This is a genomic window from Acidovorax sp. SRI_002 (assembly GCF_057586455.1).
Window position 1 is genome coordinate 313,581 of sequence record NZ_JBYCZW010000004.1, and the last position, 24,718, is coordinate 338,298.

The 24,718-nt window shown below is 61.7% G+C and carries 26 protein-coding genes; 3 read left to right on the forward strand and 23 right to left on the reverse strand.

Going from position 1 to position 24,718, the window contains the following annotated elements; genetic code table 11:
* Positions 1–5: 5 nt before the first annotated feature.
* The 19 genes from AC2YJX_RS12720 to AC2YJX_RS12810 form a co-directional block, all read right to left on the reverse strand.
* Positions 6–791, reverse strand: a complete 786-nt coding sequence (locus AC2YJX_RS12720; RefSeq protein ID WP_487256232.1) for a pyridoxine 5'-phosphate synthase — start codon at positions 789–791, stop codon at positions 6–8.
* On the reverse strand, positions 788–1,552 hold the full coding sequence (gene recO, locus AC2YJX_RS12725; protein WP_228896760.1) for a DNA repair protein RecO: 765 nt from the start codon (positions 1,550–1,552) through the stop codon (positions 788–790). Before recO ends, AC2YJX_RS12720 begins: the two co-directional genes overlap by 4 nt.
* A 90-nt stretch (positions 1,553–1,642) precedes the next feature.
* Positions 1,643–2,647: a GTPase Era gene (gene era, locus AC2YJX_RS12730; protein ID WP_121420764.1), complete on the reverse strand. Its 1,005-nt coding sequence runs from the start codon at positions 2,645–2,647 to the stop codon at positions 1,643–1,645.
* Positions 2,644–3,327: a ribonuclease III gene (gene rnc, locus AC2YJX_RS12735; RefSeq protein WP_228896755.1), complete on the reverse strand. Its 684-nt coding sequence runs from the start codon at positions 3,325–3,327 to the stop codon at positions 2,644–2,646. The genes era and rnc overlap by 4 nt, the downstream gene beginning before the upstream one ends.
* Complete coding sequence (locus tag AC2YJX_RS12740; protein WP_121422809.1) at positions 3,327–3,695, reverse strand: DUF4845 domain-containing protein; 369 nt, start codon at positions 3,693–3,695, stop codon at positions 3,327–3,329. Before AC2YJX_RS12740 ends, rnc begins: the two co-directional genes overlap by 1 nt.
* 38 nt (positions 3,696–3,733) lie before the next feature.
* Positions 3,734–4,711 carry a signal peptidase I gene (gene lepB, locus AC2YJX_RS12745; protein WP_487256233.1) on the reverse strand — a complete coding sequence of 326 codons (978 nt, stop codon included), beginning with the start codon at positions 4,709–4,711 and terminating at the stop codon, positions 3,734–3,736.
* Complete coding sequence (gene lepA, locus AC2YJX_RS12750; protein WP_487256234.1) at positions 4,711–6,519, reverse strand: translation elongation factor 4; 1,809 nt, start codon at positions 6,517–6,519, stop codon at positions 4,711–4,713. Before lepA ends, lepB begins: the two co-directional genes overlap by 1 nt.
* A 511-nt stretch (positions 6,520–7,030) precedes the next feature.
* Positions 7,031–8,494: a DegQ family serine endoprotease gene (locus AC2YJX_RS12755; protein WP_487256235.1), complete on the reverse strand. Its 1,464-nt coding sequence runs from the start codon at positions 8,492–8,494 to the stop codon at positions 7,031–7,033.
* A 177-nt stretch (positions 8,495–8,671) separates the two neighbouring features.
* Entirely contained in the window at positions 8,672–9,667 is a 996-nt protein-coding gene (locus tag AC2YJX_RS12760) for a MucB/RseB C-terminal domain-containing protein (protein ID WP_487256236.1), read from the reverse strand.
* A gap of 117 nt (positions 9,668–9,784) precedes the next feature.
* Positions 9,785–10,465, reverse strand: coding sequence for a sigma-E factor negative regulatory protein (locus AC2YJX_RS12765; RefSeq protein WP_487256237.1), 681 nt, complete (start codon positions 10,463–10,465; stop codon positions 9,785–9,787).
* A gap of 9 nt (positions 10,466–10,474) precedes the next feature.
* Positions 10,475–11,101 carry an RNA polymerase sigma factor RpoE gene (gene rpoE / locus AC2YJX_RS12770; RefSeq protein ID WP_055399464.1) on the reverse strand — a complete coding sequence of 209 codons (627 nt, stop codon included), beginning with the start codon at positions 11,099–11,101 and terminating at the stop codon, positions 10,475–10,477.
* A gap of 646 nt (positions 11,102–11,747) precedes the next feature.
* Positions 11,748–12,992, reverse strand: a complete 1,245-nt coding sequence (fabF, locus tag AC2YJX_RS12775; RefSeq protein ID WP_487256238.1) for a beta-ketoacyl-ACP synthase II — start codon at positions 12,990–12,992, stop codon at positions 11,748–11,750.
* 47 nt (positions 12,993–13,039) lie between these two features.
* A complete protein-coding gene (acpP, locus tag AC2YJX_RS12780) occupies positions 13,040–13,279 on the reverse strand; it encodes an acyl carrier protein (protein ID WP_003058049.1) in 240 nt (79 codons plus the stop codon).
* 103 nt (positions 13,280–13,382) lie between these two features.
* Positions 13,383–14,129 carry a 3-oxoacyl-ACP reductase FabG gene (gene fabG / locus AC2YJX_RS12785; RefSeq protein WP_121420771.1) on the reverse strand — a complete coding sequence of 249 codons (747 nt, stop codon included), beginning with the start codon at positions 14,127–14,129 and terminating at the stop codon, positions 13,383–13,385.
* On the reverse strand, positions 14,126–15,076 hold the full coding sequence (fabD, locus tag AC2YJX_RS12790; RefSeq protein ID WP_426304783.1) for an ACP S-malonyltransferase: 951 nt from the start codon (positions 15,074–15,076) through the stop codon (positions 14,126–14,128). The genes fabG and fabD overlap by 4 nt, the downstream gene beginning before the upstream one ends.
* Before the next feature lie 60 nt (positions 15,077–15,136).
* A complete protein-coding gene (locus tag AC2YJX_RS12795; protein ID WP_121420773.1) occupies positions 15,137–16,114 on the reverse strand; it encodes a beta-ketoacyl-ACP synthase III in 978 nt (325 codons plus the stop codon).
* Positions 16,114–17,169, reverse strand: a complete 1,056-nt coding sequence (gene plsX / locus AC2YJX_RS12800; protein WP_055399475.1) for a phosphate acyltransferase PlsX — start codon at positions 17,167–17,169, stop codon at positions 16,114–16,116. Before plsX ends, AC2YJX_RS12795 begins: the two co-directional genes overlap by 1 nt.
* Before the next feature lie 108 nt (positions 17,170–17,277).
* A complete protein-coding gene (gene rpmF / locus AC2YJX_RS12805) occupies positions 17,278–17,460 on the reverse strand; it encodes a 50S ribosomal protein L32 (protein ID WP_005794249.1) in 183 nt (60 codons plus the stop codon).
* 110 nt (positions 17,461–17,570) lie between these two features.
* A complete protein-coding gene (locus AC2YJX_RS12810; protein ID WP_121420774.1) occupies positions 17,571–18,119 on the reverse strand; it encodes a YceD family protein in 549 nt (182 codons plus the stop codon).
* A 25-nt stretch (positions 18,120–18,144) separates the two neighbouring features.
* Here AC2YJX_RS12810 and AC2YJX_RS12815 point away from each other — a divergent pair, with 25 nt between their 5' ends.
* From AC2YJX_RS12815 to AC2YJX_RS12825, 3 genes are all read left to right on the forward strand, one after another.
* Positions 18,145–18,744: a Maf family nucleotide pyrophosphatase gene (locus AC2YJX_RS12815; protein ID WP_436129804.1), complete on the forward strand. Its 600-nt coding sequence runs from the start codon at positions 18,145–18,147 to the stop codon at positions 18,742–18,744.
* On the forward strand, positions 18,741–19,544 hold the full coding sequence (locus tag AC2YJX_RS12820; protein WP_487256239.1) for an SAM-dependent methyltransferase: 804 nt from the start codon (positions 18,741–18,743) through the stop codon (positions 19,542–19,544). Before AC2YJX_RS12815 ends, AC2YJX_RS12820 begins: the two co-directional genes overlap by 4 nt.
* Positions 19,545–19,624: 80 nt before the next feature.
* On the forward strand, positions 19,625–20,725 hold the full coding sequence (locus AC2YJX_RS12825) for a toxin-antitoxin system YwqK family antitoxin (protein ID WP_487256240.1): 1,101 nt from the start codon (positions 19,625–19,627) through the stop codon (positions 20,723–20,725).
* 150 nt (positions 20,726–20,875) lie between these two features.
* Here AC2YJX_RS12825 and AC2YJX_RS12830 read toward each other — a convergent pair whose 3' ends face one another.
* The 4 genes from AC2YJX_RS12830 to AC2YJX_RS12845 all read right to left on the reverse strand — a co-directional run bounded on the left by AC2YJX_RS12830 (position 20,876) and on the right by AC2YJX_RS12845 (position 24,121).
* A complete protein-coding gene (locus tag AC2YJX_RS12830; protein ID WP_121505743.1) occupies positions 20,876–21,922 on the reverse strand; it encodes a S49 family peptidase in 1,047 nt (348 codons plus the stop codon).
* 92 nt (positions 21,923–22,014) lie between these two features.
* Positions 22,015–22,392, reverse strand: coding sequence for a Rieske (2Fe-2S) protein (locus tag AC2YJX_RS12835; RefSeq protein WP_055395307.1), 378 nt, complete (start codon positions 22,390–22,392; stop codon positions 22,015–22,017).
* 27 nt (positions 22,393–22,419) lie between these two features.
* The gene (locus tag AC2YJX_RS12840; protein WP_121505742.1) at positions 22,420–23,094 is read right to left on the reverse strand and encodes an HAD family hydrolase; all 675 of its coding nucleotides are present in this window, start codon (positions 23,092–23,094) and stop codon (positions 22,420–22,422) included.
* Between the two features lie 25 nt (positions 23,095–23,119).
* Positions 23,120–24,121, reverse strand: a complete 1,002-nt coding sequence (locus AC2YJX_RS12845) for an RluA family pseudouridine synthase (protein ID WP_487256241.1) — start codon at positions 24,119–24,121, stop codon at positions 23,120–23,122.
* Positions 24,122–24,718 lie beyond the last annotated feature (597 nt).

Here is a 24,718-nt window from a genome sequence, read left to right on the forward strand (position 1 = left end):
TCAAATCAGGAGTTATCAGGTTGTGCGGCACAACCCGACTGGATGCAGCCCAGGTAGGCCAACACCGTGGCGGCGTAGCCCAGCTCCAGCGCGTCGGCAATGAGGGCGTGGCCGATCGAGACTTCGAGCACACCGGGCACCTCGCGCACAAAGGCGGCGAGGTTGTCACGGTTGAGGTCGTGACCCGCGTTCACGCCCAGCCCCACATCCAGCGCGGCCTGGGCGGCGGCGGCGTAGCGCTTGAGCTCAACGTCTTGCTGCGGCGTGCCCCAGGCTGCGGCATAGGGCTCGGTGTACAGCTCCACCCGGTCAGCGCCCACCGCCTTGGCGGCGGCCATCTGCTCGGGCACGGGGTCCATGAACAGGCTCACGCGCACGCCCAATGCTTTGCACTCGGCGATCAGGGGCGCCAGGCGCTCGGCATCCTGCGGAAAGCTCCAGCCGTGGTCGCTGGTGAACTGGTCTTCGCTGTCGGGTACAAAGGTCGCCTGGTGCGGGCGAACCTTGCGGATGAAGTCCATCAGGTTCTGAGATGGATTGCCCTCGATGTTGTATTCGCGGTCGGGCCAAGCCTTCATCAGCGTGGCCAGCTCGAACACGTCCTGGCTGCGGATGTGCCGCTCGTCGGGCCGGGGGTGCACCGTGATGCCCTGGGCCCCCGCCTGCAGGCACAGCTCGGTCGCCCGGGTGACACTGGGAATGCCCAGGTGGCGCGTGTTGCGCACCAGGGCGACTTTGTTGACATTGACCGAGAGGGCCGTGGCGTGGGGAGTGCGTGAGGTCTGGTTCATAGGGCCTGCAGATCGATCATGAGCTGGCGGGTGCGCAGCATGGGGCTGCCGCAATGGTATTGCAGCAGGGCGCGCAGCTGGGGTTTGAGTTCTGCAGCCACCGGCGCGCAGGCACGCAAGGTGGCGGTGTAGGTGGCGGCGTCGTCCAGCGCGCGTTGCAGCGTCTGCCACTGGCCGCCGAGCAGGCCCACGCGGTCGGCCGAGGAGGAGGCGCGCAGGCCGCCTTCGGGCACCAGCGTGTAGCGCGTCTTGGGTTGCAAGACTTCCAACGTCATGGTCTGAACATCCAGGCCAGGAAGCAAGCCAATCTCGCGCAGCAGCAATAGTTCGAAGCTGCGCAGCACTGGTTCTAACGCATCACCATGTTCGCTGGCCAACACGCGAACCACACCGGCATAGGCATCGAACAGGGCCGCATGTGGATCGGCGCGCGCCAGCAGGCGCAGCAGTAGCTCGTTGAGGTACATGCCCGAGAGCAGGGCATCGCCCGTGGGCATCACATGGCCGCCCACCCACTCCGCCCCCTTGAGGGTGTGGATGTCTGCGCTGCCATCGCCGGTGAGCGTGTAAGTCACCAACAAGGGCTGGAGCGGCAGCAGCACCGGGCGGAAGTTGGAGCTGGGCTTCTTGGCCCCCTTGGCCACCAGCGCCACACGCCCTTGCTGACGGCAGAAAACCTCCAGGATCAGGCTGGACTCGCTCCAGTCGTAGCTGTGCAGCACGAAGGCGGGTTCATCGGAGATGCGCTTGGCGGCAGCCATTGGCTTCAGGCCCGCAGAAATGCATGCGGCTGGCAAGCGCCAGACAGCTTGTGCCGCCCGGACAAGACAGGGTCGCAGGCGGGCACGGAATTATTCGTAACCGAACGAGCGCACGCGCGCCTCGTCGTCGGCCCAGCCGGAGCGCACCTTGACCCACAGCTCCAGGAACACCTTGGCATCCATGAGCTTTTCCAGCTCCTGGCGGGCTTCGGTGCCAATACGCTTCAGGCGCTCGCCCTTGTCGCCGATCACCATCATCTTGTGGTTGTCACGCTCGACCACGATGGTGGCAGCGATCTTGACCAGCCGCTTGTGCTGCTTGCTGGCTTCTTCCTCAAACTTGTCGATCACCACGGTCGAGGTGTAAGGCAGCTCGTCGCCCGTGAAGCGGAAGAGCTTCTCGCGCACGGTTTCGGACGCCAGAAACTTCTCGCTGCGGTCGGTCAGCTCGTCTTCGCCGTACCACCAGCCCTGCTCGGGCAGGTACTTGGCGCAGATGCCAAATAGGCGCTCGATGTCGCCCTTGTTCTTGGCCGACATGGGCACAAACTCGGCAAACGGGTGGCGCTCCTGCATGCTCTTGAGCCAGGGGGCCAGCTCTGCACGGCGGTGCACCATGTCGAGCTTGTTGGCCAGCAGCAGCGTCGGGATGCCGGGCTTGAACAGCGACAGCACCTTGGCATCGGCCAGCGTGAAGTTGCCCGCCTCGACCACGAAGAGGATTAGGTCCACATCGCCAATCGCGCCCATCACGGTCTTGTTCAGCGACTTGTTGAGTGCGGTGGCATGGCGCGTCTGGAAACCCGGTGTGTCCACAAAAATGAACTGAGTCTGCTCGCGCGTACGAATACCGGTGATGCGGTGCCGCGTGGTCTGCGCCTTGCGCGAGGTGATGCTGATCTTCTGCCCCACCAGGGCATTGAGCAATGTGGACTTTCCCACGTTGGGCTTGCCCACGATGGCGATCACGCCACAGCGCTGGCCAGGCACGGCGGCCGGGGAGCCTGCTGCCGCCAGCATGGCTTCGAGGTCATTTTGCGCTCCAGCGCTTGCTGGATCGTCTTCATTCGCTACATCTTTGGTAGCATCATTCATAATTTCTTTGCTTTCAATGTAGCCAGCATGGCAGCAGCGGCTGCCTGCTCGCCCGCCCGGCGGGAGCCGCCGATGCCGCGTTCGGTGAGGCCCAGCTCAGGAATATCGCACTCGACGTCGAAGGTCTGGCGGTGCGCAGCGCCCACTGTGGCGACGACCTTGTACTGCGGCAGCTTCATTTTGCGGCCCTGGAGCAACTCCTGCAATGCAGTTTTCGCGTCCTTGGATGCAGCCTGCATCTGCGGGTTGATCTCCACGCCCTGAAAAAGGCGGTGCACCAACGCTTCGGCACTCGCATAGCCGGCATCTAGGTACACGGCGCCAATCAGCGCTTCCAGCGCGTCGGCCAGAATGGATGGACGTTGCTGTCCTCCCGATTTGGACTCGCCCTCACCCAATCGCAGCACGTCGGAGATCTTGAGGCCCAGCGCCAGCTGGTGCAGCGTGTCCTGCTTGACGAGGTTGGCACGCACGCGAGAGAGATCGCCTTCCGGCAACGCCGACAACTGCCGATACAGCAGGCTCGCAACCGCCAGATTCAACACGGAATCACCCAGAAACTCCAGCCGCTCGTTGTGGTCGGCCGAAAAACTGCGGTGCGTGGTGGCGCGCTGAAGAAGGGATGGATCGGAGAAAACATGCTGCAGACGGGTCTGCAGCGCTTGAAGGCCGGGATGCACTAGTTGGTCTGTCCTTCAAAGCGATAGACAAGGTAGGCAGGGCCTGCCAGCGCTATCTCGCGGGAATACTTGAAGGAAACCACGATCTTGTTGTCCCCCCGTTTAGCAACCTCCAGATCTTTTCCCTGGATGGAGTTGATGGTGTCAATCGCAGCAGAGCGGTCGAAGTTCCCCCGGACATCCGCGACAGTGGAGGCTTCCTTGGCAGCTTTGCTCGCAGCCTTCTTGATCGCCTGATACTCCAGGAAAATCGGGACAGACTGTCCGCCAATAGCAAATGCAGCCACGGCGATCAAACCCACAAAAATCACCCCAATGAATGACAAACCGCGTTGGCGAAATGGGCTGGTAGAGCGATTGATATGCATGTGTTTCCCCCTCAGTGTCCAAAAAAGCTGGTCATCCATCAATGGAACGACCCAATGCGCTTGAGATTACCGAAATTCATCCAGACAAAAAAGGCCTTCCCGACGATATTGCCCTCAGGAACAAAGCCCCAGTAGCGCGAATCGAGCGAGTTGTCCCGGTTGTCCCCCATCATGAAATAGTGGCCCTCGGGCACCTTGCACACAACGCCCTCAACACTGTAACGGCAGTTCTTGCGATAGGCAAAATTGCTGGCGCCTTGTACAAAAGCGGGCACATCCGGGTTGTTCAACAAACGGTGGGGCTGTGCACCCAGTTGCTCTTCAAACTGTTTGAAGTAGCGCATCGAGTCTTCTTCGAAAAAGTCTGGCAGCGCCTTGGTGTCAATGGCCTGGCCGTTGACCGTGAGGCGCTTGTTGAGGTAGGCCACCTCGTCACCCGGCACACCCACCACCCGCTTGATGTAGTCAAGGCTCGGCTGGGGTGGATAGCGGAACACCAGAACATCACCGCGCGCAGGCTTGGCGCCCTCGGTGATCTTGGTATGGATCACCGGCAGGCGGACGCCGTAGGTGAACTTGTTCACCAGGATCAGGTCGCCCACCAGCAGGGTGGGAATCATCGAACCCGACGGGATTTTGAAGGGCTCGAAAAGAAACGACCTCAAAACAAACACGGCAACAATGACCGGGAAAAGCCCCGCCGTCCAGTCCAGCCACCAAGGCTGCATGAGCAGCCGCCCCTTGGCCTCCTGCACATCCACATCGACCTTCTGGATGCCCATGCGGTCCAGCTCCGCACGGCGTGCGGTCGCCGCATCTTCGACGGCCTGGGCGGCTCGGCGGCGTTGGGGCAAAAAGTAGAAACGCTCGGCCAGCCAGTACGCGCCCGTGACCACCGTGGCCAGGAACAACAGCAAGGCGAAATTGCCTTCGATGGCACCAAAGTACCAGGCCCCGATATAGCCACCAAATGCGGCCAGTACCAGGGATGTGAAAATCTGCATGAACTGGAGCATCAGTCTTCCACCTGCAAAATGGCCAGAAATGCCTCTTGTGGCACTTCGACCGATCCGATCTGTTTCATGCGTTTCTTGCCCGCTTTCTGCTTCTCAAGGAGCTTGCGTTTGCGGCTGACATCGCCGCCGTAACATTTTGCCAGCACGTTCTTGCGCAATGCCTTGATGGTCTCGCGCGCAATGATGTTGGCGCCGATGGCGGCCTGAATGGCCACGTCATACATCTGGCGGCTGATGATCTCGCGCATCTTGGCAACCACTGCGCGGCCACGGTACTGCGATTGTGATCGGTGCACGATGATGGACAGCGCGTCGACCTTTTCACCGTTCAGAAGGATATCCACCTTCACCACGTCGGACGCACGGTACTCCTTGAACTCGTAGTCCATGGATGCATAGCCACGCGACACCGACTTGAGCTTGTCGAAGAAGTCGAGCACGATTTCGCCCAGCGGCATTTCATAGGTGAGCATCACCTGGCGACCGTGGTACGCCATGTTCATCTGCACACCGCGCTTTTGGTTGGCGAGCGTCATCACCGGGCCGACATAGTCCTGGGGCATGTACAGATGCACCGTGACGATGGGCTCGCGGATTTCCTCAAGCCGCCCCTGGTCCGGCATCTTGGAGGGGTTCTCGACCATGATCACTTCACCATCGGCCTTGACCACTTGGTAGACCACGCTGGGTGCAGTCGTGATGAGATCCTGGTCAAACTCACGCTCCAGACGCTCCTGCACGATTTCCATGTGCAGCAGGCCAAGAAACCCGCAACGAAAACCGAAGCCCAACGCTTGGCTCACTTCCGGCTCGTAGTGCAGCGAAGCATCGTTGAGCTTGAGTTTTTCAAGCGCGTCACGCAGCGAGTCATATTCGCTCGCCTCGGTCGGGTACAGACCGGCAAACACCTGGGGCTGGATTTCCTTGAAGCCGGGGAGCGCCTCGGCGGCAGGGCCCGCATTGTTGGGCAATTTCTTTTCGAGCGTGATCGTGTCACCCACCTTGGCAGCCTGCAACTCCTTGATACCAGCGATGATGTAGCCCACCTGCCCTGCGTCAAGCGTGTTGCGCGGCTCGTTGGCGGGCGTGAACACGCCGAGGTTGTCCGCGTTGTACACCGCACCACTGGCCATCATCTTGATGCGCTCGCCCTTGAGCAAACGGCCATCGACCACGCGCACCAGCATCACCACACCCACGTAGCTGTCGAACCAGCTGTCGATGATCATCGCGCGAAGCGGTCCATCGGCATTGCCGCGCGGCGCGGGCACCTTGGCCACGATGGCTTCAAGGATCTCATCAATACCCATGCCGGTCTTGGCGGAGCAGGGAATCGCGTCGGTCGCGTCAATGCCGATCACATCTTCGATCTCAGCCTTGGCATTGTCGGGATCGGCATTGGGCAGATCCATCTTGTTGAGTACCGGCACCACCTCGACACCCAGATCCAATGCGGTGTAGCAGTTCGCAACGGTCTGAGCTTCCACGCCTTGCGAAGCATCCACCACCAGCAACGCGCCCTCGCATGCCGACAACGAGCGGCTCACTTCATACGAGAAGTCCACATGCCCCGGTGTGTCGATCAGATTGAGGTTGTAGACCTGCCCATCCTGCGCCTTGTATTGCAGCGCTGCGGTCTGCGCCTTGATGGTTATCCCACGCTCTTTTTCGATATCCATCGAGTCCAGAACCTGGGCCTCCATCTCACGGTCCGCAAGGCCTCCGCAGCGCTGGATCAAGCGATCTGCAAGCGTCGACTTGCCATGGTCGATGTGCGCAATGATGGAAAAATTTCTGATGTGGTTCATCAACGGAAAGCGTCAAGTGATTGAATTAAAACGGAGCACACAAGAAAAAAGGGCGCGTCGAATGGCGACGCGCCCTGAACCAACAATCATTGGCAACTGCGATAGTTGGAGCTTCATTGTAGGCAAAAAGCCCGCAGTAAAAAGCCCATCCGACTGCATCCAAGGGGAGTTGCCAGGGTGCAACAGGGATCTTATCAACAACTTATACACAGTCTGCACAACTACAACGCTGGACAACTTGTGGGTGAGCTGTGGATCGGCTGTGCATGACACCGTCACATCCCGCATCGTGAATCAACGTCCAGCCAATATATGAATTAGCGTTGAACAGGGGCCTCTATTCTATCGAAATCAGTTGATAGGCCCTCATAAAGTTAGCCAAGGCTAACTTGCAACATCGAAAGAAGGAAAAGACAAAAAAACCAAAATGCCCACACCTCCGGCAAAGGCCTGCTGCAAACGTGGGGAAATGGGTCAACCCATCCCCCCATATCTGCCACAACGCCACTCGTCATCGTCCGGGACGGATCAAGGCATATTGGGCCCACTCGCCGCGCCGATACAGCACATTGATGGACTTGTTCTTGTCGGCCTTGGCGAGTACAGCCTCAAACTCCTTCACACCAGACACTTCCGTGTTGGCAATCGCGAGAATCACATCCCCTTCGCGCAGGCCGGCACGTGCTGCGGCCTCTGTGGCGGTCGCGACCAGCACACCGCCCTTGATCTTGAGCTCCTTTTTCTGGGCGTCCGAAAGTTCCGTGACCGCCAATCCCATTTGCTGTGCAGCAGCCGAAGCCTTGGGTTTCTCCTCACGCTCCGCCGTTTTGGCCGCTGGCTTGTCGGGCTCAATTTCGGCAATGGTGATGCCCAGATCCCGCGAAGCGCCACGGCGGAATACGGTCATCGTGCTCTTGGTACCAGGCTTGGTATTGCCCACCAGTCGGGGCAGGTCCGCAACCTTCTCGATGGACTTGCCGTCAAAGCGGGTGATGATGTCACCAGCCTCCACGCCCGCCTTGTCTGCGGGTGACCCCGCCTCTACCCCGGTCACCAGCGCACCCTGGGCCTTGCCCAGGCCAATGGACTCCGCAACGTCCTTGGTGACCTGCCCGATCTGCACGCCGATACGGCCCCGTGTCACCCGACCGGATGCGCGCAACTGCTCACTCACGCGGATGGCCTCGTCCATCGGAATCGCGAACGAAATGCCCATGAATCCACCCGAGCGCGAATAGATCTGGCTGTTGATCCCCACCACCTCGCCACGCATGTTGATGAGCGGACCGCCCGAGTTGCCCGGGTTGATGGCCACATCGGTCTGGATGAACGGGAGATAGTCCCCCGTATCGCGCTGCTTGGCACTCACAATGCCCGCAGTCACGGTGTTCTCCAGCCCAAAGGGCGATCCAATCGCCATCACCCATTCGCCCACCCGCAGACGCCCCACATCACCCACCTTGACGGCAGGCAAGCCCGTGGCCTCGATCTTGACCACCGCCACATCAGTACGCTTGTCCGCACCAATGATCCTGGCCTTGAATTCGCGCTTGTCGGTCAGGGTGACGATCACCTCATCAGCGCCGTCCACGACATGCGCATTGGTCATCACAAACCCGTCCGCAGTCAGGATGAAGCCAGAACCCACGCCGCGCGGCTGCTCATCGTCTTGCGGCCGCTGAGGACGTTGCTGCCTGGGCACATTGGGGATCGGCACGCCAAAGCGGCGGAAGAACTCCATCATCTCCTCGTCCATGCCGTTTGCACTTGCACGGCTCGACGCTTTTTCTACCGTCCGAATATTGACCACCGAGGGCCCCACCTGATCCACCAGATCCGTAAAGTCTGGCAACCCGCGAACCGCTGCAGCAGGTTGTGCCAAGGCAGCTTGGGGCAAAGCCATGCCGCCAGCAGCCCCTGCGAACATGCATGCAAATGCCAGGGAGCGCAGCGCATTTCCATCGAACTTCGACATCATCGACCTTTCGTGATTGGTAGCAAATACAGTCATCAAACTGTGTGTAACTGTGAAGAGTGTGCCGCCATTTGGTTCCCGCATCGCAAATGCACTTCGCATGCCCCTGCAAACGGCCCCGCCACAGCGCAGGCTCAAAGACAGCAGCCGCCGGCATCACACCCGCTGGCCTCAGTGTCAGCGTGTGCGCTCCAATTGACCCGCAAACAGGCGAAGGGTCTGCAAAGGAACCTCCCCCACCGCTGTGAGCCATACATCGGGCAAGACCCGTTGCGCAAGAAGCTGCGTAGCCCCCATACCCGAGACCTGGGGCTGGGAGGGGTGTCGCTGGGGATCAAAGGTCTCGATGAACAGTGATACCGATGCAAGACCATCGGAGTACAGGCACTGCAAGACACCCTGCGCACCGTCGTCAGCAGACACAGCACGCCGATGGCAGCTCACCGGAACAAAGCCAGCAACCGGCTGACGAAGCACCCAGCCCTCGGCCGTGGCCGTTGTCTTGACCACGACCGGCGCCACCACCTTGTAACCAGCGGTCGCGTCCATCAGGCGTGAAAGCTGCTCCACGCGAACGGGGGCGTTCAAGTCCAACTCAGAGAATGCAGCCTGCTCCAGAACGCGTCCGTTCGCGCCCAAGGTCTGCAGCTTCACGACCAGACCGGTCTCCCGCTCGCTCCAAAGCTTGTAGCCAAAACGCAGCGAGTCCACGGGTTTGAACCACACCACGTCGGCAACAAATCCAGCAACGCGCTCTTGGCCCACAGGGCGTGCGGCATAGAACTGGGATATGGAAGTGCCCTCAACCACCGGAACTCGTGGAAACAGCCCAGAGGCATCTCGTCGATCCGAGCGCACCACACGCGACTGGAGCCAGAACGTACGTACCTCGTCGTTGCGCCGAAAAATGGTCCGGGGAGTGCCACTGAGAGCCTCCACGCGCTCCATCTGCTGCGCCCCTTCACAGGCGTGCCAGATGCGTGAACTAGCCATCGCTCCGGAAGCAGCCAGCACCACAAAGGTACCGGCATACGGGCGCGCGCAGGGCGCGCTGTGCATGCGCTCGATCCACTGCAGAATACTGCGCTCCGCAGGCGCGGGAGCCGCCTCTGCTGCAGAAGAAACACCCCCCTCTGCCGACGAGGCCCCTGCCGATACGGAGAGTCCTGTCACGCACAGGGCAGCAACCACCCCGTGTTTGAACTGCTGCGGCAGTGCTTTCAACCAAACGCACAAAACTCCCGGGTAGCTCATCACACAATCTCACCACGCCAGCAAGCCACTCCCGGCTCAGCGGCTGGGCGTCTCAAAGGTGGCATTGCGCAAAAATCCTGCAGGCATCTGCAAGGCGGATGTGCTGCCAAACTGCTTGTGTGCCGCCAGCAACTCATCCAGGCGGGGATCCCGAATCATCACCTGCGCTCCGCCATCGGCATCAGCCACTGCGACCACAGGGGCACCGGAGCTGGGGCCATTCGCACCCGACTCGGGAGAGATGGCCAGCTGGGCTCCACCCGTGGCACTGGGTGCACCATTGCCTTGCAACGTGGCCAGAGAGGTCCAACCAATCGCCGCAACTGCCGCCAGAGACGCAAAACCCGCGACCATTTTCCAGCGAAAGACCGACGCATTGGCAGCATCCGCCATTGCGGGGGCCACCACATCCACCTGCTGCACAGCAGCGGCCGCAGGACGTACAACAGGCCCTTCCTTGGCCAGTTCATCACGCAACCGCGCCATGAAATTCGGATTGGCAGGTTGCGCGAGGTCGGAAGAACGCAATACATCTCCCACCAAATGGTAGAGCTGCCAAGTGGCATGGCCCTCGGCTTGCGCCGCATAGGCCAGGGCGTCCGCCACCTCGTCCCCATGCAACTGACCATCCGCCAGTGCCGACAATTGCTCGCGCCTGCTTATCTCAGCCACCACAGCACCGCCCACCAATCCATCACTTCGTACAGCGTTGTTCATTTCATTACCTCACCACCGTTTGCCTGACTGGTTCTCAAGCAGAGGACGCACTTTTGCCGAAATGGCCTCTCGCGCCCGAAAAATCCGTGACCGCACCGTGCCGATGGGGCAATCCATGGCCGTCGCAATCTCTTCGTAACTCAGCCCTTCAATCTCGCGCAACGTTACCGCCTGGCGCAGATCGTCGGGCAACGCCTCCATAGCCGCATTCACGGCTTGCGCGATTTCTCGGGCAGCGAGTACGGTTTCGGGGGTTTCGTCGCTGGTTAGTTCGTGTCCGAGGCGGGAAGTTTCATCTTCGTCCTCGTTCCCCCGCAAAGCGTTCTCAGAGATGACCGGATTGCGTTTCATGTCCATGAGCGCCTTCTTGGCGGTATTGACAGCAATCCGGTAGAGCCAAGTGTAGAACTGCGCATCCCCCCGGAACTGGTGCAGCGCGCGGTAGGCCCGGATGAACGTCTCCTGCGCTATGTCTTGAACGATGTCGGTGTCCCGCACCATCCGGCCAATGAGACGCTCGATACGGCGCTGGTACTTGATGACCAGTAACTCATAGGCACGCTGATCGCCCGCTACCGCGCGCTCCACCAGTTGGAGGTCGCTATCTTCGGAAGGGGAAGGCGGAATTACAGTCATGGATACTCAGGATTCACGCCCACGGCTGCTGGCCGGGGCGGTTTCGTCAGCGTTGTCAGCGCCCGGTCTGGCGCGCGAATATACCGCACGCCGCAGATCCAGCCAACGCTCGGGCTGCGCGGAACACGCCAGCCACAGCCAGGTGCGGCGGTGCCCCACCGGAATGACATGCAGCCACAGATGTGACTGCAAATCGAGAAGGACTTCAGGAGGCCCGGACAATGCCATCCAGGCCGCCCCGGAGTTCGGAGCCACCAGTGTCCAGGTCTGGCCATCCCAGTGGATACCACCAGAGAATTGACAGAACCAGAAATGGAATGCGCTGGCGGCAGCCAGACACCAGAGACCACCCGCCATCGCTGCGGGCCATGGGGATGCAGCACCACCACTTCGAACGAACCAAGCAACCAGCCCCGCTGCGCTGATCAGCAACAATGCCCCCAGCAAGCCCCCGAACAGGCGGCTGCGCCGCAGGGGGTAAAACACCGAAGGTGGTCGCTGCGAAGTCACACCCACGAAACGCTACCAAGGCTGTGCCGCCTGCTTAGCACGGAACATAGGCCCGTGCTGAGCAACCAACGATTGCAGGACCGCAACAAGAACCACGACCTCGCCAAGTCGGGCGGCAGAGCACCTGACCCAATGATCAGACGCGCTTGAAAACCAGCGTCCCGTTGGTGCCACCAAAACCGAAGTTATTCTTGACTGCAACGTCGATCTTCATGTCACGCGCCGTGTTGGCGCAGTAGTCCAGATCGCACTCGGGGTCCTGATTCGCCAAATTGATGGTGGGTGGTACCTTTTGGTCATGCAAGGCCAGCACTGTAAAAATGCTTTCAATACCGCCCGCACCACCCAGCAAATGACCGGTCATGGACTTGGTGGAGCTCACCACAGCCTTGTAAGCATGGTCGCCCAAGGCCGCCTTGATGGCATTCGTCTCATTAATATCACCCAGCGGCGTGGAAGTGCCATGGGCGTTGAGGTAGTCAACTTGATCGGCATTCATGCCGGCATTGCGCAGGGCGTTGAGCATGGCACGGCGCGGACCATCCATACTGGGGGCCGTCATGTGGCCTGCATCGGCGCTCATGCCAAAACCACCCAGTTCCGCATAGATCTTGGCACCACGGGCTTTGGCATGCTCGTATTCCTCCAGCACCATGACCCCGGCGCCTTCACCCAAAACAAAACCATCTCGGTCCTTGTCCCAGGGGCGGGAAGCGGTCTTGGGGTCGTCGTTGCGGGTAGACAGGGCGCGCATGGCAGCAAAACCACCAATGCCCAGCGGCGACACCGTGGATTCAGTGCCACCCGCCACCACCACATCCGCATCACCGTATTCGATCATGCGGCCAGCCTCGCCAATGCAATGCAGGCCGGTTGTGCAGGCCGTCACGACCGCAAGGTTCGGCCCCTTGAAGCCAAAGCGCATGGACACATGGCCCGCCACCATATTGATGATGGACGCTGGTACAAAGAACGGCGTGATGCGCCGCGGACCGCGACTGACCAGTTCCGCGTGGGTATTCTCGATCAGTGGCAAGCCACCAATCCCCGAACCGATCACGCAGGCTATGCGTGTCGCAAACTCTTCACTGAGCGCTTCACCCGTGGGCAGACCGGCATCTTCAACCGCCTGTGCAGCAGCTGCAATGCCGAAATGGATGAAGCTGTCCATCGCGCGCGCATCCTTGGCGCTGATGTACGACTCCAGGTCAAGACCTTTGACCTCCCCTGCAATCTTGCAGGCAAAGTTCGACGTGTCGAACTTGGTGATGAGGTCAATACCGGATTTTCCGGCAAGGAGATTGGCCCAGGATTCGGCCACCGTGTTGCCCACGGGGCTGACGCATCCCAGGCCGGTCACGACAACGCGACGACGGCTCATGCGTAAAAACCTTCTGTTGATCGCTTGAGTCAGGCGCAGTGCGCCGCTCAGGCCTTCTGGTGGGTGTTGGCGTAGTCGATGGCGTTTTGCACCGTCGTGATCTTCTCGGCGTCTTCGTCAGGGATCTCGATGCCGAATTCGTCTTCCAGTGCCATCACCAGTTCCACCGTGTCGAGCGAGTCGGCACCGAGGTCTGCCACGAAGGCCTTTTCATTGGTGACTTGGGACTCTTCCACACCGAGTTGTTCGGCAATGATTTTTTTGACGCGTGCTTCGATATCGCTCATGGTTTCCCTCTGGGGGTTGTGAATGAATCCGCGATTCTAGCCGCTTAAGGAGAAGCCCCTCAGCAGCCCGCCGTCCGGATGAACCGGCGTTAACTTGTCTCAATTACATGTACATGCCGCCATTGACATGCAACTCCTGCCCGGTCACGTACCCTGCTTCGCGCGAAGCAAGGTAGGCCACGGCATGTGCGATGTCTTGCGGCTTGCCCATATGCCCCAAAGGGATCTGGGCGTTGAGGGCTTTTTGCTGTTCTTCGGGCAGCACCGACGTCATATCCGTCTCGATAAATCCCGGCGCTACACAATTGACCGTGATGCTGCGGCTGCCCAGTTCGCGGGCCAGTGCACGGGTCATTCCCGCCACTCCAGCCTTGGCTGCCGCGTAGTTGGCCTGACCAGGATTGCCCGATGCCCCCACCACACTGGTGATGCTGATGATGCGCCCGAATCGCTGTTTCATCATCGGGCGAATCGCCGCGCGGCTCACGCGGAAAACCGCCTTGAGATTGGTGTCCAGCACCGCATCCCAGTCATCGTCCTTCATGCGCATGGCCAGGGTGTCGCGGGTGATGCCCGCATTGTTGACCAGCACATGCAGACCACCCTGCTGCTTGACGATGGAATCCATCAACGCCTCGATGGCAGCTCCGTCATTCACATTCAGATTGGCACCACGGCAGCCGGGGTAGGCCGCCAGGGCCTGGCTGATGCGCTCGGCGCCATCGTCCGTCGTGGCCGTGCCCACCACCTGGTAGCCACGTACCGCCAGCTCGAGCGCAATGGCCGCACCAATGCCGCGCGATGCGCCTGTGACCAACGCCACTTGCGCGGCCGATGAGGATTGCGTCATGCCAACAACTCCCGGGTTTCGGCCAGCGTGGCCATATCAAACAGTGCCGCACCCACCAGCTCAGGATCGATGCGCTTGGTCAGACCCGCCAGCACTTTGCCAGGGCCACTTTCAATAATATGGGTGACCCCCCGGGCCTTGAGGGCCTGCACACACTCCACCCAGCGCACGGGGCCAAAGGCCTGGCGGTAGAGCGCGTCTCGGATCGCCTCAGCGTCCTGCTGCACCGCGACATCCACATTGTTCAGAACCGGAATCTGGGGCGCAGCAAGCGCCACATCCGCCAGCGCCAAGCGCAGCTTCTCAGCGGCAGGCTTCATCAGGCTGGAGTGAAAAGGGGCGGACACCGGCAACGGCAGTGCGCGCTTGGCACCTGCCGCCTTGAGCATTTCGCAGGCCTTTTCGACGCCGGCCTTGGTGCCCGCAATGACCGTCTGGACGGGGTCGTTGAAATTGACAGCCTCAACCACTTCTGCCGTTCCCACACCGAACGAGGCCACTGCCTCGGCACATCCTGCGATGACCTTGGAAGCCTCCATCCCCAAGATGGCAGCCATGGCGCCAGTGCCAACCGGCACGGCCTCCTGCATGGCAGCTGCACGCAGGCGCACCAGCGGCGCCGCCTGGGCCAGCGTCAACACACCTGCGGCAACCAGCGCCGAATACTCGCCCAGAGAATGCCCCGCAACAGCGACCGGGGCTGCACCACCTTCTGCACGCCAGACACGCCATGCAGCCACCCCAGCCACCAGCATCACCGGCTGCGTGTTGGTGGTCAGGGCCAGCGCCTCCTTGGGACCTTCCTTGATCAGCAGGCCGATGTTTTCACCCAGGGCATCCGAGGCTTCCTGCACGGTCTGGGCCACCACCGGGTGATCACCCCATCCGTCGAGCATGCCCACCGATTGCGAGCCTTGTCCCGGAAAGACAAATGCAAAAGACTTCATGAAAAATCCAGAAATATGATTGAAATTGATGCCTAGCGCTTATCCAGCAAGCGCCAAAAGCTATAACTTCAGGAGCACCGCGCCCCAGGTAAAGCCGCCGCCCACACCTTCGAGCAGCAGGGTCTCACCCTTTTTGACCTGGCCCGTACGCACCGCATGGTCCAGCGCCAGGGGGATAGAGGCTGCCGAGGTGTTGCCATGCTGATCCACCGTGACCACCACCTTGTCCATGGACAGCTTGAGCTTGCGGGCCGTGCCCTGCATGATGCGGATATTGGCCTGGTGTGGAATCAGCCAGTCAATATCGGCCTCGGTCAGCCCCGCCTTGGCCAGCACCGCATGCGCGGCCTTCTCCAGCACGCCCACCGCCAGCTTGAAGACAGCCTGCCCGTCCATCTTGAGGACAGGGTCCCCCAGGACCTTGCCACCCGACACGTTGCCGGGCACACACAGGATGCCGACATGTTTGCCGTCGGCATGCAGGTCGCTGGACAGGATGCCCGGCGTTTCCGATGCCTCCAGCACCACTGCACCAGCACCATCACCAAACAACACGCAGGTCGTGCGGTCATTGAAATCCAGAATACGGCTGAAAACTTCTGCCCCAATGACCAGCGCGCGGTTGGCAGCGCCCGTCTGGATCATGGCATCCGCCACGGACAGGGCATAGACAAAACCGCTGCACACCGCCTGCACATCAAACGCAGGGCAACCATTGGCTCCCAGCTTGTTCTGCAATATGCAAGCAGCCGAGGGAAACACCATATCCGGGGTGGACGTGGCCACGATGATCAGATCAATGTCGGTCGGCAGTAGGCCCGCCGCCTGCAAGGCATTGCGCGCAGCCTCCAGGCCCAGATCGCTGCAGGCAACATCAGGCGCTGCAAAGTGGCGCGCGCGGATGCCGGTGCGCTCCACGATCCACTCATCTGAGGTTTCGATGCCGCGCTGGGCCAGTTCAGCCACCAGATCAGCGTTGGTCAGCCGGCGCGGGGGCAGGTAGCTGCCGGTGCCGGTAATGCGGGAGTAGCGTCTCATCAATGTGTCATCGTCGCCGCAACGCCAGGCTGGGGCTGGGCATCCGCAGGCACCAGAAGCGGCGCTGCGTGCGCAATCCGGGTCCGGACGCGGTCGAGCAGGTTGTTGCGGGCTGCATCATACGCCCGGTTCAAAGCCTGCTCGAACGCCATTGTGTCAGCCGACCCATGGCTCTTGAACACCAGCCCGCGCAGCCCCAGGAGCGCCGCGCCGTTGTAACGGCGGTAGTCCATGCGCTTCATGAGCGCTTTTAAGATCGGATACGCGGTGATCGCAGCGATTTTAGTGAAGATGTTGCGAGAGAACTCCGTTTTCAGGGCACCAATGATCATCGATGCCACCCCTTCACTGGCTTTGAGGGCCACATTGCCCACAAATCCGTCGCATACCACGATGTCAACGGTGCCCTTGAAAATGTCATTGCCTTCAACATTTCCATAAAAATTCAAATCACCGGAATTGGCTGCAGATCGAAGCAATTCACCGGCTTTTTTGATTACTTCACTACCTTTGATCGCCTCTTCACCGATATTGAGCAAACCGACGGTGGGCTCCCCGCCATCCCGAAGGACCGAAACCAAGGCAGAGCCCATCACGGCAAACTGCAGCAAATGCTCGGCGGAACAATCCACATTCGCCCCAAGGTCCAGCACCGTGGTGGCACCACCTGCGGCGTTGGGCAATTGCGTCGCAATGGCGGGGCGGTCGATGCCGTCCAGCGTCTTGAGGAGATACCGGGCAATAGCCATCAGCGCGCCGGTATTGCCTGCCGAAACGGCCGCAGAGGCCGCGCCATCCTTGACCTGCTGAATCGCCACGCGCATGGAAGAATCTTTCTTCTTGCGCAGAGCCACCTCGACAGGATCATCCATGGCCACCACTTCGGTAGCAGGAATGATCGTGGCACGGTCGTGCGAAAACGATTGCAGACTATCCACCAGGCCGACGAGCAGCAGGCGGGCATCAGGGTGTGTATCGAGAAACTGGCGGCACGCCGCGAGCGTGACGCGGGGGCCATGGTCGCCCCCCATGCAGTCAACAGCCAGTGTGATCATGGGCGACTTGTCCGGCCGGCCAGGAGGGCCGGAAAAATAAATACGACGGTCAAAACAAAGGCCCGCGCTACGGTTTCAGTAGCAACGGGCCTTTGGATGGGGCGAAGATCAGGCTTCAGACTTGTTCTTCAGCACCTGACGGCCACGGTAGAAACCGTTGGGGCTGATGTGGTGACGCAGGTGCGTTTCACCGGTGGTGGGTTCCACAGCAATGCCTGGCACATTCAGGGCATTGTGCGAGCGGTGCATGCCGCGCTTGGAGGGGGACTTTTTGTTTTGCTGAACGGCCATGATGGCTCCTGATCTGGAATAGGTTGGTAAAAACGCGATCAGCCCAAAAGACACGATGGGGTTCGCGTGAAGCCCACGATTATAACCCAAATGATTTTTGGGTCGTCCAATCAGCCCTTGTTGTCTTTGCGCAGTGCGGCCAACGCCGCAAAAGGATTGGGCTTTTCGTCGTTGGCTTCCTCAAAATCGTCGTCCGAAGAAGCCAGTGGTACTGCGGTGGGGCACTCGTCGTGTTTGGGCACCACGGGCAAGGCCATCAGCAACTCATCCTCAATCAGCTCGTGAAGGTCAAACTCGCGGCTCATGGCCAGCAGGTCTTCTTCGCTTTCGTCGTCCAGAGCCTCTGCGGTGGCCTCGTCGGCCACGAAGCGAAACTCACGGTCCACCTCCAGCGGCACATCCACCGGCGTCATGCAACGCTGGCATTCCATGGGGAAGCTCGCAGTAACCTTGATATGCAGCCAGACTTGGCCCATGCCGCCCAGCGCCGTGCGCACTTCGCCCACAGCCTCCCAGTCCACCATCAGGTCCGGGTGCAGGCCCTTGGCCTCCTGGGCCAGGCGTTCGTACTTCAGCAGTGAATCGTGGCCCGCCAGCCGACCGCCCGCCTGTGCAAAGGCTTTCACGTCGAGGCGCTGGGGGGAGAATTCCTTGGTCATGGCGGCAGTGTAAGAGAATCGGCGCATGCATCAATCCCCCCCCCTGAAACGCCCTCTGGTATTGGGCTCCACATCGCGGTATCGGCGTGAATTGCTAGAGCGGTTGAACCTGCCTTTCGACGTCACGGCCCCGGAGGTGGATGAGACCCCCCTGCCCGGCGAAGCCCCTCGCTCACTGGCCTTGCGCCTGGCGCTGGCCAAGGCACGCGCCGTGGCGCAACTCCACCCCGATGCGGTGGTAATCGGCTCCGACCAGGTTGCCGACCTCGCTGGCGAGCCCCTGGGCAAGCCCGGCCACCACGAGCGTGCGGTGGCGCAACTGCGCCAGATGCGCGGCCAGACCGTGGTGTTCCAGACCGCCGTGGCCGTGGTGTGCGCCGCGACGGGTTTCGAGCAGATCGACCTGGCCCCGGTGGAGGTGAAATTCCGTGACCTGTCCGACGCGGAAATCGAGCGCTACCTGCGCGCCGAGCAACCCTACGATTGCGCTGGCAGCGCCAAGAGCGAAGGCCTGGGCATTGCGCTGCTGGATGCCATCCACAGCGACGATCCCACAGCCCTCATCGGACTGCCTTTGATCCGCACCTGCCGCATGCTGCGCGCGGCAGGCTTGGTGCTGCCATGACAAATCCCCCCACCGAACCGCGCTCTGGCGCTCGCAAGGGCACGCTTTATCTCGTGCCCGCCCCCCTCGACTTTGGCTGCGACACCCAGGTCCCGCTGCAGAATGCCTTGCCCTCCGCCACCCTTCAGACGGCTGCCCGGCTGACCCAGTGGGTGTGCGAGAACGCCAAGAGTACACGCGCCTACCTCAAACGCATCGACGCACTGCACCCCCTGGCAGCCCCCCTGCAGCAACAGCAGATCACCGAGCTTCCCCGCGAAGTCCACAAAAAAGGCGACCATGGCGACAAAGGATCAGCCCCGTTCGACGCACGCCCGCTGCTCGCAGCGGCACTGAATGGGCACGACATGGGGCTGATCAGCGAGGCGGGCATGCCTGCAGTGGCCGACCCCGGTTCGTCTGTGGTGCGCGCGGCACACGACCTTGATATCCCCGTTGTACCCCTCGTGGGCCCTGTGTCGCTGCTGCTGGCGCTGGCGGCCAGCGGATTGAACGGGCAAAACTTTGCGTTTGTCGGCTACCTGCCTCAGGACAGCCAGGAGCGCAACCAGCGTATCAAGGAGTTGGAAAGCCTGGCCCTCAAGACAGGACAGACCCAGCTTTTCATCGAAACTCCCTACCGCAACGCCGCCCTCTGGCAGGCCCTGGTGCAAACGCTGCAGCCCCACACCCGCCTGGCGCTGGCCAGCGGGCTGACGCTGCCCGACGCACGCATCCGCAGCCAGCTCGTGCGGCAATGGCGCCAGCAACCCACGCCCCCAGACAACCGCACCCCTGTCGTGTTTGCGATGGGCCGCTGAGCATGAACCGTCTATTCACTATATTTTTTATAGCTGTTAGCACTTATGGTTCAAGCGCTGAGGCCACTATTCGTTGTGAATTGAATGGCAAACCCATCAATATCTCCAACGGTGCCGAAACCGCCGGCCAGTCCGGGCTGGTGCGCTGCCGCGAAGAAGACACCGGCCACCTCCAGCGCGAGCAGGAACTGCGCGACGGAAAGTTCGTGGGCCTGGAGCGCATGTTCGACCGCGAAGGCCGCCTGCAGCGCGAACGCACGGTCAACGAACGCGGCAACAGCCACGGCCGGGTGGCCGAGTTCTGGCCCAACGGCCAGGTGCGGCGCGAAGAAACCGCCGACAACGGCCGCACCCAGGGGGCCGTGAGGCGCTTTGACGCCACCGGCCGCGTGGAGCGCGTGTCGTACCACGGCGGAGGGCAGGAGCTGTTCTATGTGGAAACCAACAGCAAGGGCCAGCCCACACGCCTGTTCTGCCCGCGCACCAGCGTGCTGCCCGAAGACCGCAAACTCTGCGGCTTTGACGGTGCCACTGACACCCTGCTCCATGCAGACAACGGCGCCAAAACCGCGCAGCTGCACTACGACCAGGGCCGCCTGCTGAGCGCGACCGAATGGACCCGCGACGGCATCGTCGCCGCCCAGCAACTCGTGGTGGACGGTCGGCGTGTGCACCGCAGCTTCACCACCGAGGGCGGCAAAAGTGTGCTGCGCGAGGAACGGGTGTTCGCACCGGATGAGCGCACACTGCGCGATACGCGCGGCTCGCTGCTCAGCGCCAAGCGCTACGGCGCATCCGGCCAGCTGATCGAGCAGCGCAGTTTTGCCGATGGGCGGGAGGTGCAGGTCGAGCGCTGGTACCTCAACGGATTGGTGCGAGAGCGCAGCACCTGGACCGGCACCGGTGAGCAGGGGCGCGTGCAGCGCGAGATGTACCGTGACGATGGCAAGCTGGCGCGGCGCGAGCAGCTCAATGCCGAGCAATGGCCCGTGGGCACGCAGCAGGCCTTTCACGACAACGGCCGGCTGGCGATTGAAGAACAGTATTCAGCCCCCGATGCCCGGGGACGCACGCGCCTTACGGCCCGCAAGCAGTGGGACGAGACGGGCAAGCTGGTGGCCGACGACACCATCCTGGAAGACGGCTCGCGCCAGCGCAAGGCGGGCGGGCTGGACAGCTAAAACCCCCCTCCTGCCAGCCCTCGGAGGCCCGGCACTGCAGGATGCGTCACACCACGTACCGCCACGCAGGCCCAGATGCAAAAAAGCCCCGTGTGGAGTCTCCACCCGGGGCTTTTTTTGTGCATGGCCCAAAGGCCGCGTCGGACGGTGTCAGCGCAGCTGAGGTCCAGCCACGGCCAGTGACTTCACGGCGCCCACACCAATCGCCGCGCCAAAGCGCTTGACAAGCCGTTCCGCCACATTGTCGCGGCGGGTGTAGTCGATGATGTCTTCGGCCTTCACCACCTCGCGGGCCACATAGTCCAGGTTGCCCAGCTTGTCGGCCAGGCCCATTTCCACGGCCTGCTGGCCGGTCCAGAACAGGCCACTGAAGGTGTCGGGCGTGGTCTTGAGGCGGTCACCACGCCCGGCTTTCACCACGGCAATGAACTGCTGGTGGATCTGGTCGAGCATGGTCTGCGCGTAGGCACGCTGCTTTTCGGTCTGCGGGCTGAACGGGTCGAGGAAACCCTTGTTCTCGCCAGCGGTCAGCAGGCGGCGCTCCACACCCAGCTTTTCCATGGTGCCGGTGAAGCCAAAGCCATCCATCAGCACGCCGATACTGCCCACGATGCTGGCCTTGTCCACGTAGATGTCGTCCGCTGCAGCGGCAATGTAATAAGCCGCCGAGGCGCAGGTTTCTTCAACCACGGCGTAGATCGGCTTGTTGTGCTTGGCCTTCAAACGAACAATTTCGTCATTGATGATGCCGGCCTGCACCGGGCTGCCGCCGGGGGAGTTGATGAGCAGCACCAGGGCCTGCGAGCCTTCGTCCTCCAGCGCGCTGCGCATGGCGGCCACCACAAACTCGGCGCTGGCCTCGGCGCCGCTGGCGATCTCACCTTTGATGTCCACCACCGCCGTATGGGGCGTGCTCTTGCTGGCACTGGGCGATGCCTGGCGCAGGGCCGCAAAGGCAACTGCGGCAATCAGCAACAGCCATGCCAGGCGGAAGAAGATCTTCCAGCGGCGGGCGCTGCGCTGTTCTTGGAGGGCGGAGAAGGCCAGCTTTTCAAGCGTGGCGCGCTCCCAGCCGGGTTCACGCGATGAGTCGCTCACAGATGCTCCTGAATTTGTAGCTGCTTGCGCCCACAGGTCGGGCGCGGGATTACTTTTTGGGTCAAAACCCGAAGAGCCGGGCTGCTGGGGGTCTGTCATGTCGTACGTCCTGGGCACTGCAACACTGCTGCCCGCGCATCGCGCTGGCTGGCACCAGGCGACAGCACATAAGGGTAATTCATCTGGATTTTCTAGAACTCTACGGGTTGCAGGTTGTAGGCAGTATGCCAGTGCACCACACCATCGCTTTCGGACAAAGCAATTTTCACCAGCCCGCCGCGGCACGGGCCGCCCGCGCACTGGCCGGTGCTCGGCAGGTAGGCGGCCCCGTGGGTGGCACACAGCAGCCAGTGGCCCGTGTCGTCAAAAAAGCGGTCCGGCTGGTAGTCCATCTCCATGGCCACATGGGTGCAGCGGTTCAGGTAGGCATGCGGCAGGCCCTGGTAGCGGATCGCAAAGGCCCGGCAGGTCTGACCTGCGTACTGCACATCAAACGGAACCGCCAAGCCCCCATCGACGAGGTCGGCACTGTTGCACAGCGCAATGGGCTGATCGGGTGGTGTGGTCATGGGCTCGTCCCGCTCCAATATCCGGCGTCACGCGTTGTGCAGCAGCCAATCGTGCAGCTCGCGCACCGAATGCACGACCGCCAGCGGCTGGAGCGCGTGAAAGGCGTCGGGCTCATGCGCGCCATAGCTCACCCCCACGCTCGCACAGCGCGCGTTGACCGCCATCTGCAGGTCGTGGGTGGTGTCGCCAATCATCAGCAGGCGCTCCGGCGCCACGTCAAATTCGGCCATCAGCTCCTGCAGCATCAGCGGGTGCGGCTTGCCAGCGGTCTGGTCGGCGGTGCGCGAGCCGTCAAACACGCCGCGCAAGTCCACCGAGTGCAGCGCATCGTCCAGCCCGCGCCGGCTTTTGCCCGTGGCCACGGCCAGCAGGTGGCCGCGTTCACGCAGGTCGTTCAGCAGGGGCAGTACGCCGTCGAACAGGCTCAGGTCGTCCTGGTGCTGGATGTAGTGGAAGCGGTAGCGGTTGCCCAGCTCGGTGTACTTTTCGGTTGGCACATCCGGCGCCGCATGGGCCAGGGCCTGCATCAAGCCCATGCCAATCACATAGGCCGCCTCTTTGTCGGTGGGCACGGTGCCACCCACGTCACGCACCGCCGCCTGGATGCAGCGCACGATGATGGCGGTGGAGTCGAACAGGGTGCCATCCCAGTCAAAGGCGATGAGGTCGAAGCGGCGCGGACGGAAGTTTTTGGCAGACATGGAGGGGGTTCTTCGCGCAGGATCGTCAGGCAGGGGACACAAAATCGGCCAGCTCGCGGGGCAGCTCGGCAATCAGCTGCACACGCTCGCCCGAAGCGGGGTGATTGAACTGTAACCGCCATGCGTGCAGGAACATGCGCTTCATCGAGAGCTTCTGAAGGCGCCTGTTGAGGTCAAAGTCGCCGTATTTGTCGTCCCCGACGATGGCGTGGCCCTGGCTGGCCAGGTGCACACGAATCTGGTGGGTGCGACCGGTCTTGATGGTCACCTCCAGCAACGACATGGCGGGCAGGCCCTGCGCAGCGCGCGCGGGCACGGTGCTGCGCACCTTGACCAGTGTGATGGACCGCATGCCATCCGGGTCGTCGGCCGTGGTCACACGCACGCGGCGCTCGCCGTCAGCCTGCAGGTATTTGTGCAGGGGCAGGTCGATGACTTTTTTGTTGGCAGGCCAGGTGCCCGTGACCAGTGCCAGATAGGTCTTTCCCGTTTCTCGCTCGCGGAACTGGTCCTGCAGGTGGGTAAGCGCAGACCGCTTCTTGGCCACCAGCAGGATGCCCGAGGTGTCGCGGTCCAGCCGGTGCACCAGTTCCAGGAACTTGGAAGCCGGCCGCGCCTGGCGCAGCTGCTCGATCACGCCAAAGCTCACCCCGCTACCGCCATGCACCGCCACGCCAGCAGGTTTGTCGATGGCGATCAGGTGCTCGTCTTCGAGCAGGATGGGGAATTCGCGCGCGGGCGCCGGGCGCTCGGCCTTTTCGGCCACCTTGTCTGAAATTCGAACAGGAGGCAGGCGCACCACGTCCCCTGCTTCCACGCGGGTGTCGGCACTCACGCGGCCTTTGTTGATGCGCACCTCGCCGCTGCGGATGATGCGGTAGACATGCGTTTTAGGCACACCTTTCAAGTGGCGTATCAAAAAGTTATCGAGCCGCTGGCCTGCGGAGTCAGCATCCACTTCCACCAGGCGGGCTGCGGGAAGCCCCCCAGGGGCGGCGGGCGGTTTGGCCCCTATAATGTGTTTCACCTGCGCGTTGTTATGTAAGTGGTTGATTTGTCTGGAGTTTAGTCCACACAGCCCTTGCCCCTCGTGCAGGCAGGTCGATGCCAGCGGGCGTCGTGCGCGCAGATTGCAGGCCAGATGCCTGTGGTGGCCAGCACGCCGTGCGGCGGGCTGACAGATTGAAACACTGATACGGAATCCCCCAAGCTGGCAGATGTTCCCTACCCGGGCGCAGCCTGCCAGCGGATCAAAGCGAGCATGTGGTTGTTGATGGCATGGATGGTGACCCTGTGGCGGAGGCTGCGGCCTTTGGCTGCATGCTCAAAATCGCCCTCAGCGCACAGCCAGCAAGCGCAATCAGCTACTCTTTTGCTAGCAAAACTGCGTTCCTACCACTCGCCCCCATCCACGCGCCCCTGCCTCCCGATGCTGCGCTAGAGCGCAGCAGATCATTGGCATCCCCGGCAATTCCCTTCGTTTCGATGCGTCAGTCCAGGCATTCACAGCTCCTGTAGAGCTTGTTGCATTGGTTTGGAAACTGTGGGCGGCAGCCCGCGCAGCCCTCTCCGTGGGTCACGGTTGGCTGCTCCGCTGCTGTCCGCGAAACACTGAAGGAATCGC

What these genes read in the sequence shown, in the direction of transcription:
- AC2YJX_RS12720 (WP_487256232.1), bottom strand. Translation starts at nt 791, where the DNA reads ATGAACCAGACCTCACGCACTCCCCACGCCACGGCCCTCTCGGTCAAT.
- recO (WP_228896760.1), bottom strand. Translation starts at nt 1,552, where the DNA reads ATGGCTGCCGCCAAGCGCATCTCCGATGAACCCGCCTTCGTGCTGCAC.
- era (WP_121420764.1), bottom strand. Translation starts at nt 2,647, where the DNA reads ATGAATGATGCTACCAAAGATGTAGCGAATGAAGACGATCCAGCAAGC.
- AC2YJX_RS12740 (WP_121422809.1), bottom strand. Translation starts at nt 3,695, where the DNA reads ATGCATATCAATCGCTCTACCAGCCCATTTCGCCAACGCGGTTTGTCA.
- lepB (WP_487256233.1), bottom strand. Translation starts at nt 4,711, where the DNA reads ATGCTCCAGTTCATGCAGATTTTCACATCCCTGGTACTGGCCGCATTT.
- lepA (WP_487256234.1), bottom strand. Translation starts at nt 6,519, where the DNA reads ATGAACCACATCAGAAATTTTTCCATCATTGCGCACATCGACCATGGC.
- AC2YJX_RS12755 (WP_487256235.1), bottom strand. Translation starts at nt 8,494, where the DNA reads ATGTCGAAGTTCGATGGAAATGCGCTGCGCTCCCTGGCATTTGCATGC.
- AC2YJX_RS12765 (WP_487256237.1), bottom strand. Translation starts at nt 10,465, where the DNA reads ATGAACAACGCTGTACGAAGTGATGGATTGGTGGGCGGTGCTGTGGTG.
- rpoE (WP_055399464.1), bottom strand. Translation starts at nt 11,101, where the DNA reads ATGACTGTAATTCCGCCTTCCCCTTCCGAAGATAGCGACCTCCAACTG.
- fabF (WP_487256238.1), bottom strand. Translation starts at nt 12,992, where the DNA reads ATGAGCCGTCGTCGCGTTGTCGTGACCGGCCTGGGATGCGTCAGCCCC.
- acpP (WP_003058049.1), bottom strand. Translation starts at nt 13,279, where the DNA reads ATGAGCGATATCGAAGCACGCGTCAAAAAAATCATTGCCGAACAACTC.
- fabG (WP_121420771.1), bottom strand. Translation starts at nt 14,129, where the DNA reads ATGACGCAATCCTCATCGGCCGCGCAAGTGGCGTTGGTCACAGGCGCA.
- fabD (WP_426304783.1), bottom strand. Translation starts at nt 15,076, where the DNA reads ATGAAGTCTTTTGCATTTGTCTTTCCGGGACAAGGCTCGCAATCGGTG.
- AC2YJX_RS12795 (WP_121420773.1), bottom strand. Translation starts at nt 16,114, where the DNA reads ATGAGACGCTACTCCCGCATTACCGGCACCGGCAGCTACCTGCCCCCG.
- plsX (WP_055399475.1), bottom strand. Translation starts at nt 17,169, where the DNA reads ATGATCACACTGGCTGTTGACTGCATGGGGGGCGACCATGGCCCCCGC.
- rpmF (WP_005794249.1), bottom strand. Translation starts at nt 17,460, where the DNA reads ATGGCCGTTCAGCAAAACAAAAAGTCCCCCTCCAAGCGCGGCATGCAC.
- AC2YJX_RS12810 (WP_121420774.1), bottom strand. Translation starts at nt 18,119, where the DNA reads ATGACCAAGGAATTCTCCCCCCAGCGCCTCGACGTGAAAGCCTTTGCA.
- AC2YJX_RS12815 (WP_436129804.1), top strand. Translation starts at nt 18,145, where the DNA reads ATGCATCAATCCCCCCCCCTGAAACGCCCTCTGGTATTGGGCTCCACA.
- AC2YJX_RS12820 (WP_487256239.1), top strand. Translation starts at nt 18,741, where the DNA reads ATGACAAATCCCCCCACCGAACCGCGCTCTGGCGCTCGCAAGGGCACG.
- AC2YJX_RS12830 (WP_121505743.1), bottom strand. Translation starts at nt 21,922, where the DNA reads ATGACAGACCCCCAGCAGCCCGGCTCTTCGGGTTTTGACCCAAAAAGT.
- AC2YJX_RS12835 (WP_055395307.1), bottom strand. Translation starts at nt 22,392, where the DNA reads ATGACCACACCACCCGATCAGCCCATTGCGCTGTGCAACAGTGCCGAC.
- AC2YJX_RS12840 (WP_121505742.1), bottom strand. Translation starts at nt 23,094, where the DNA reads ATGTCTGCCAAAAACTTCCGTCCGCGCCGCTTCGACCTCATCGCCTTT.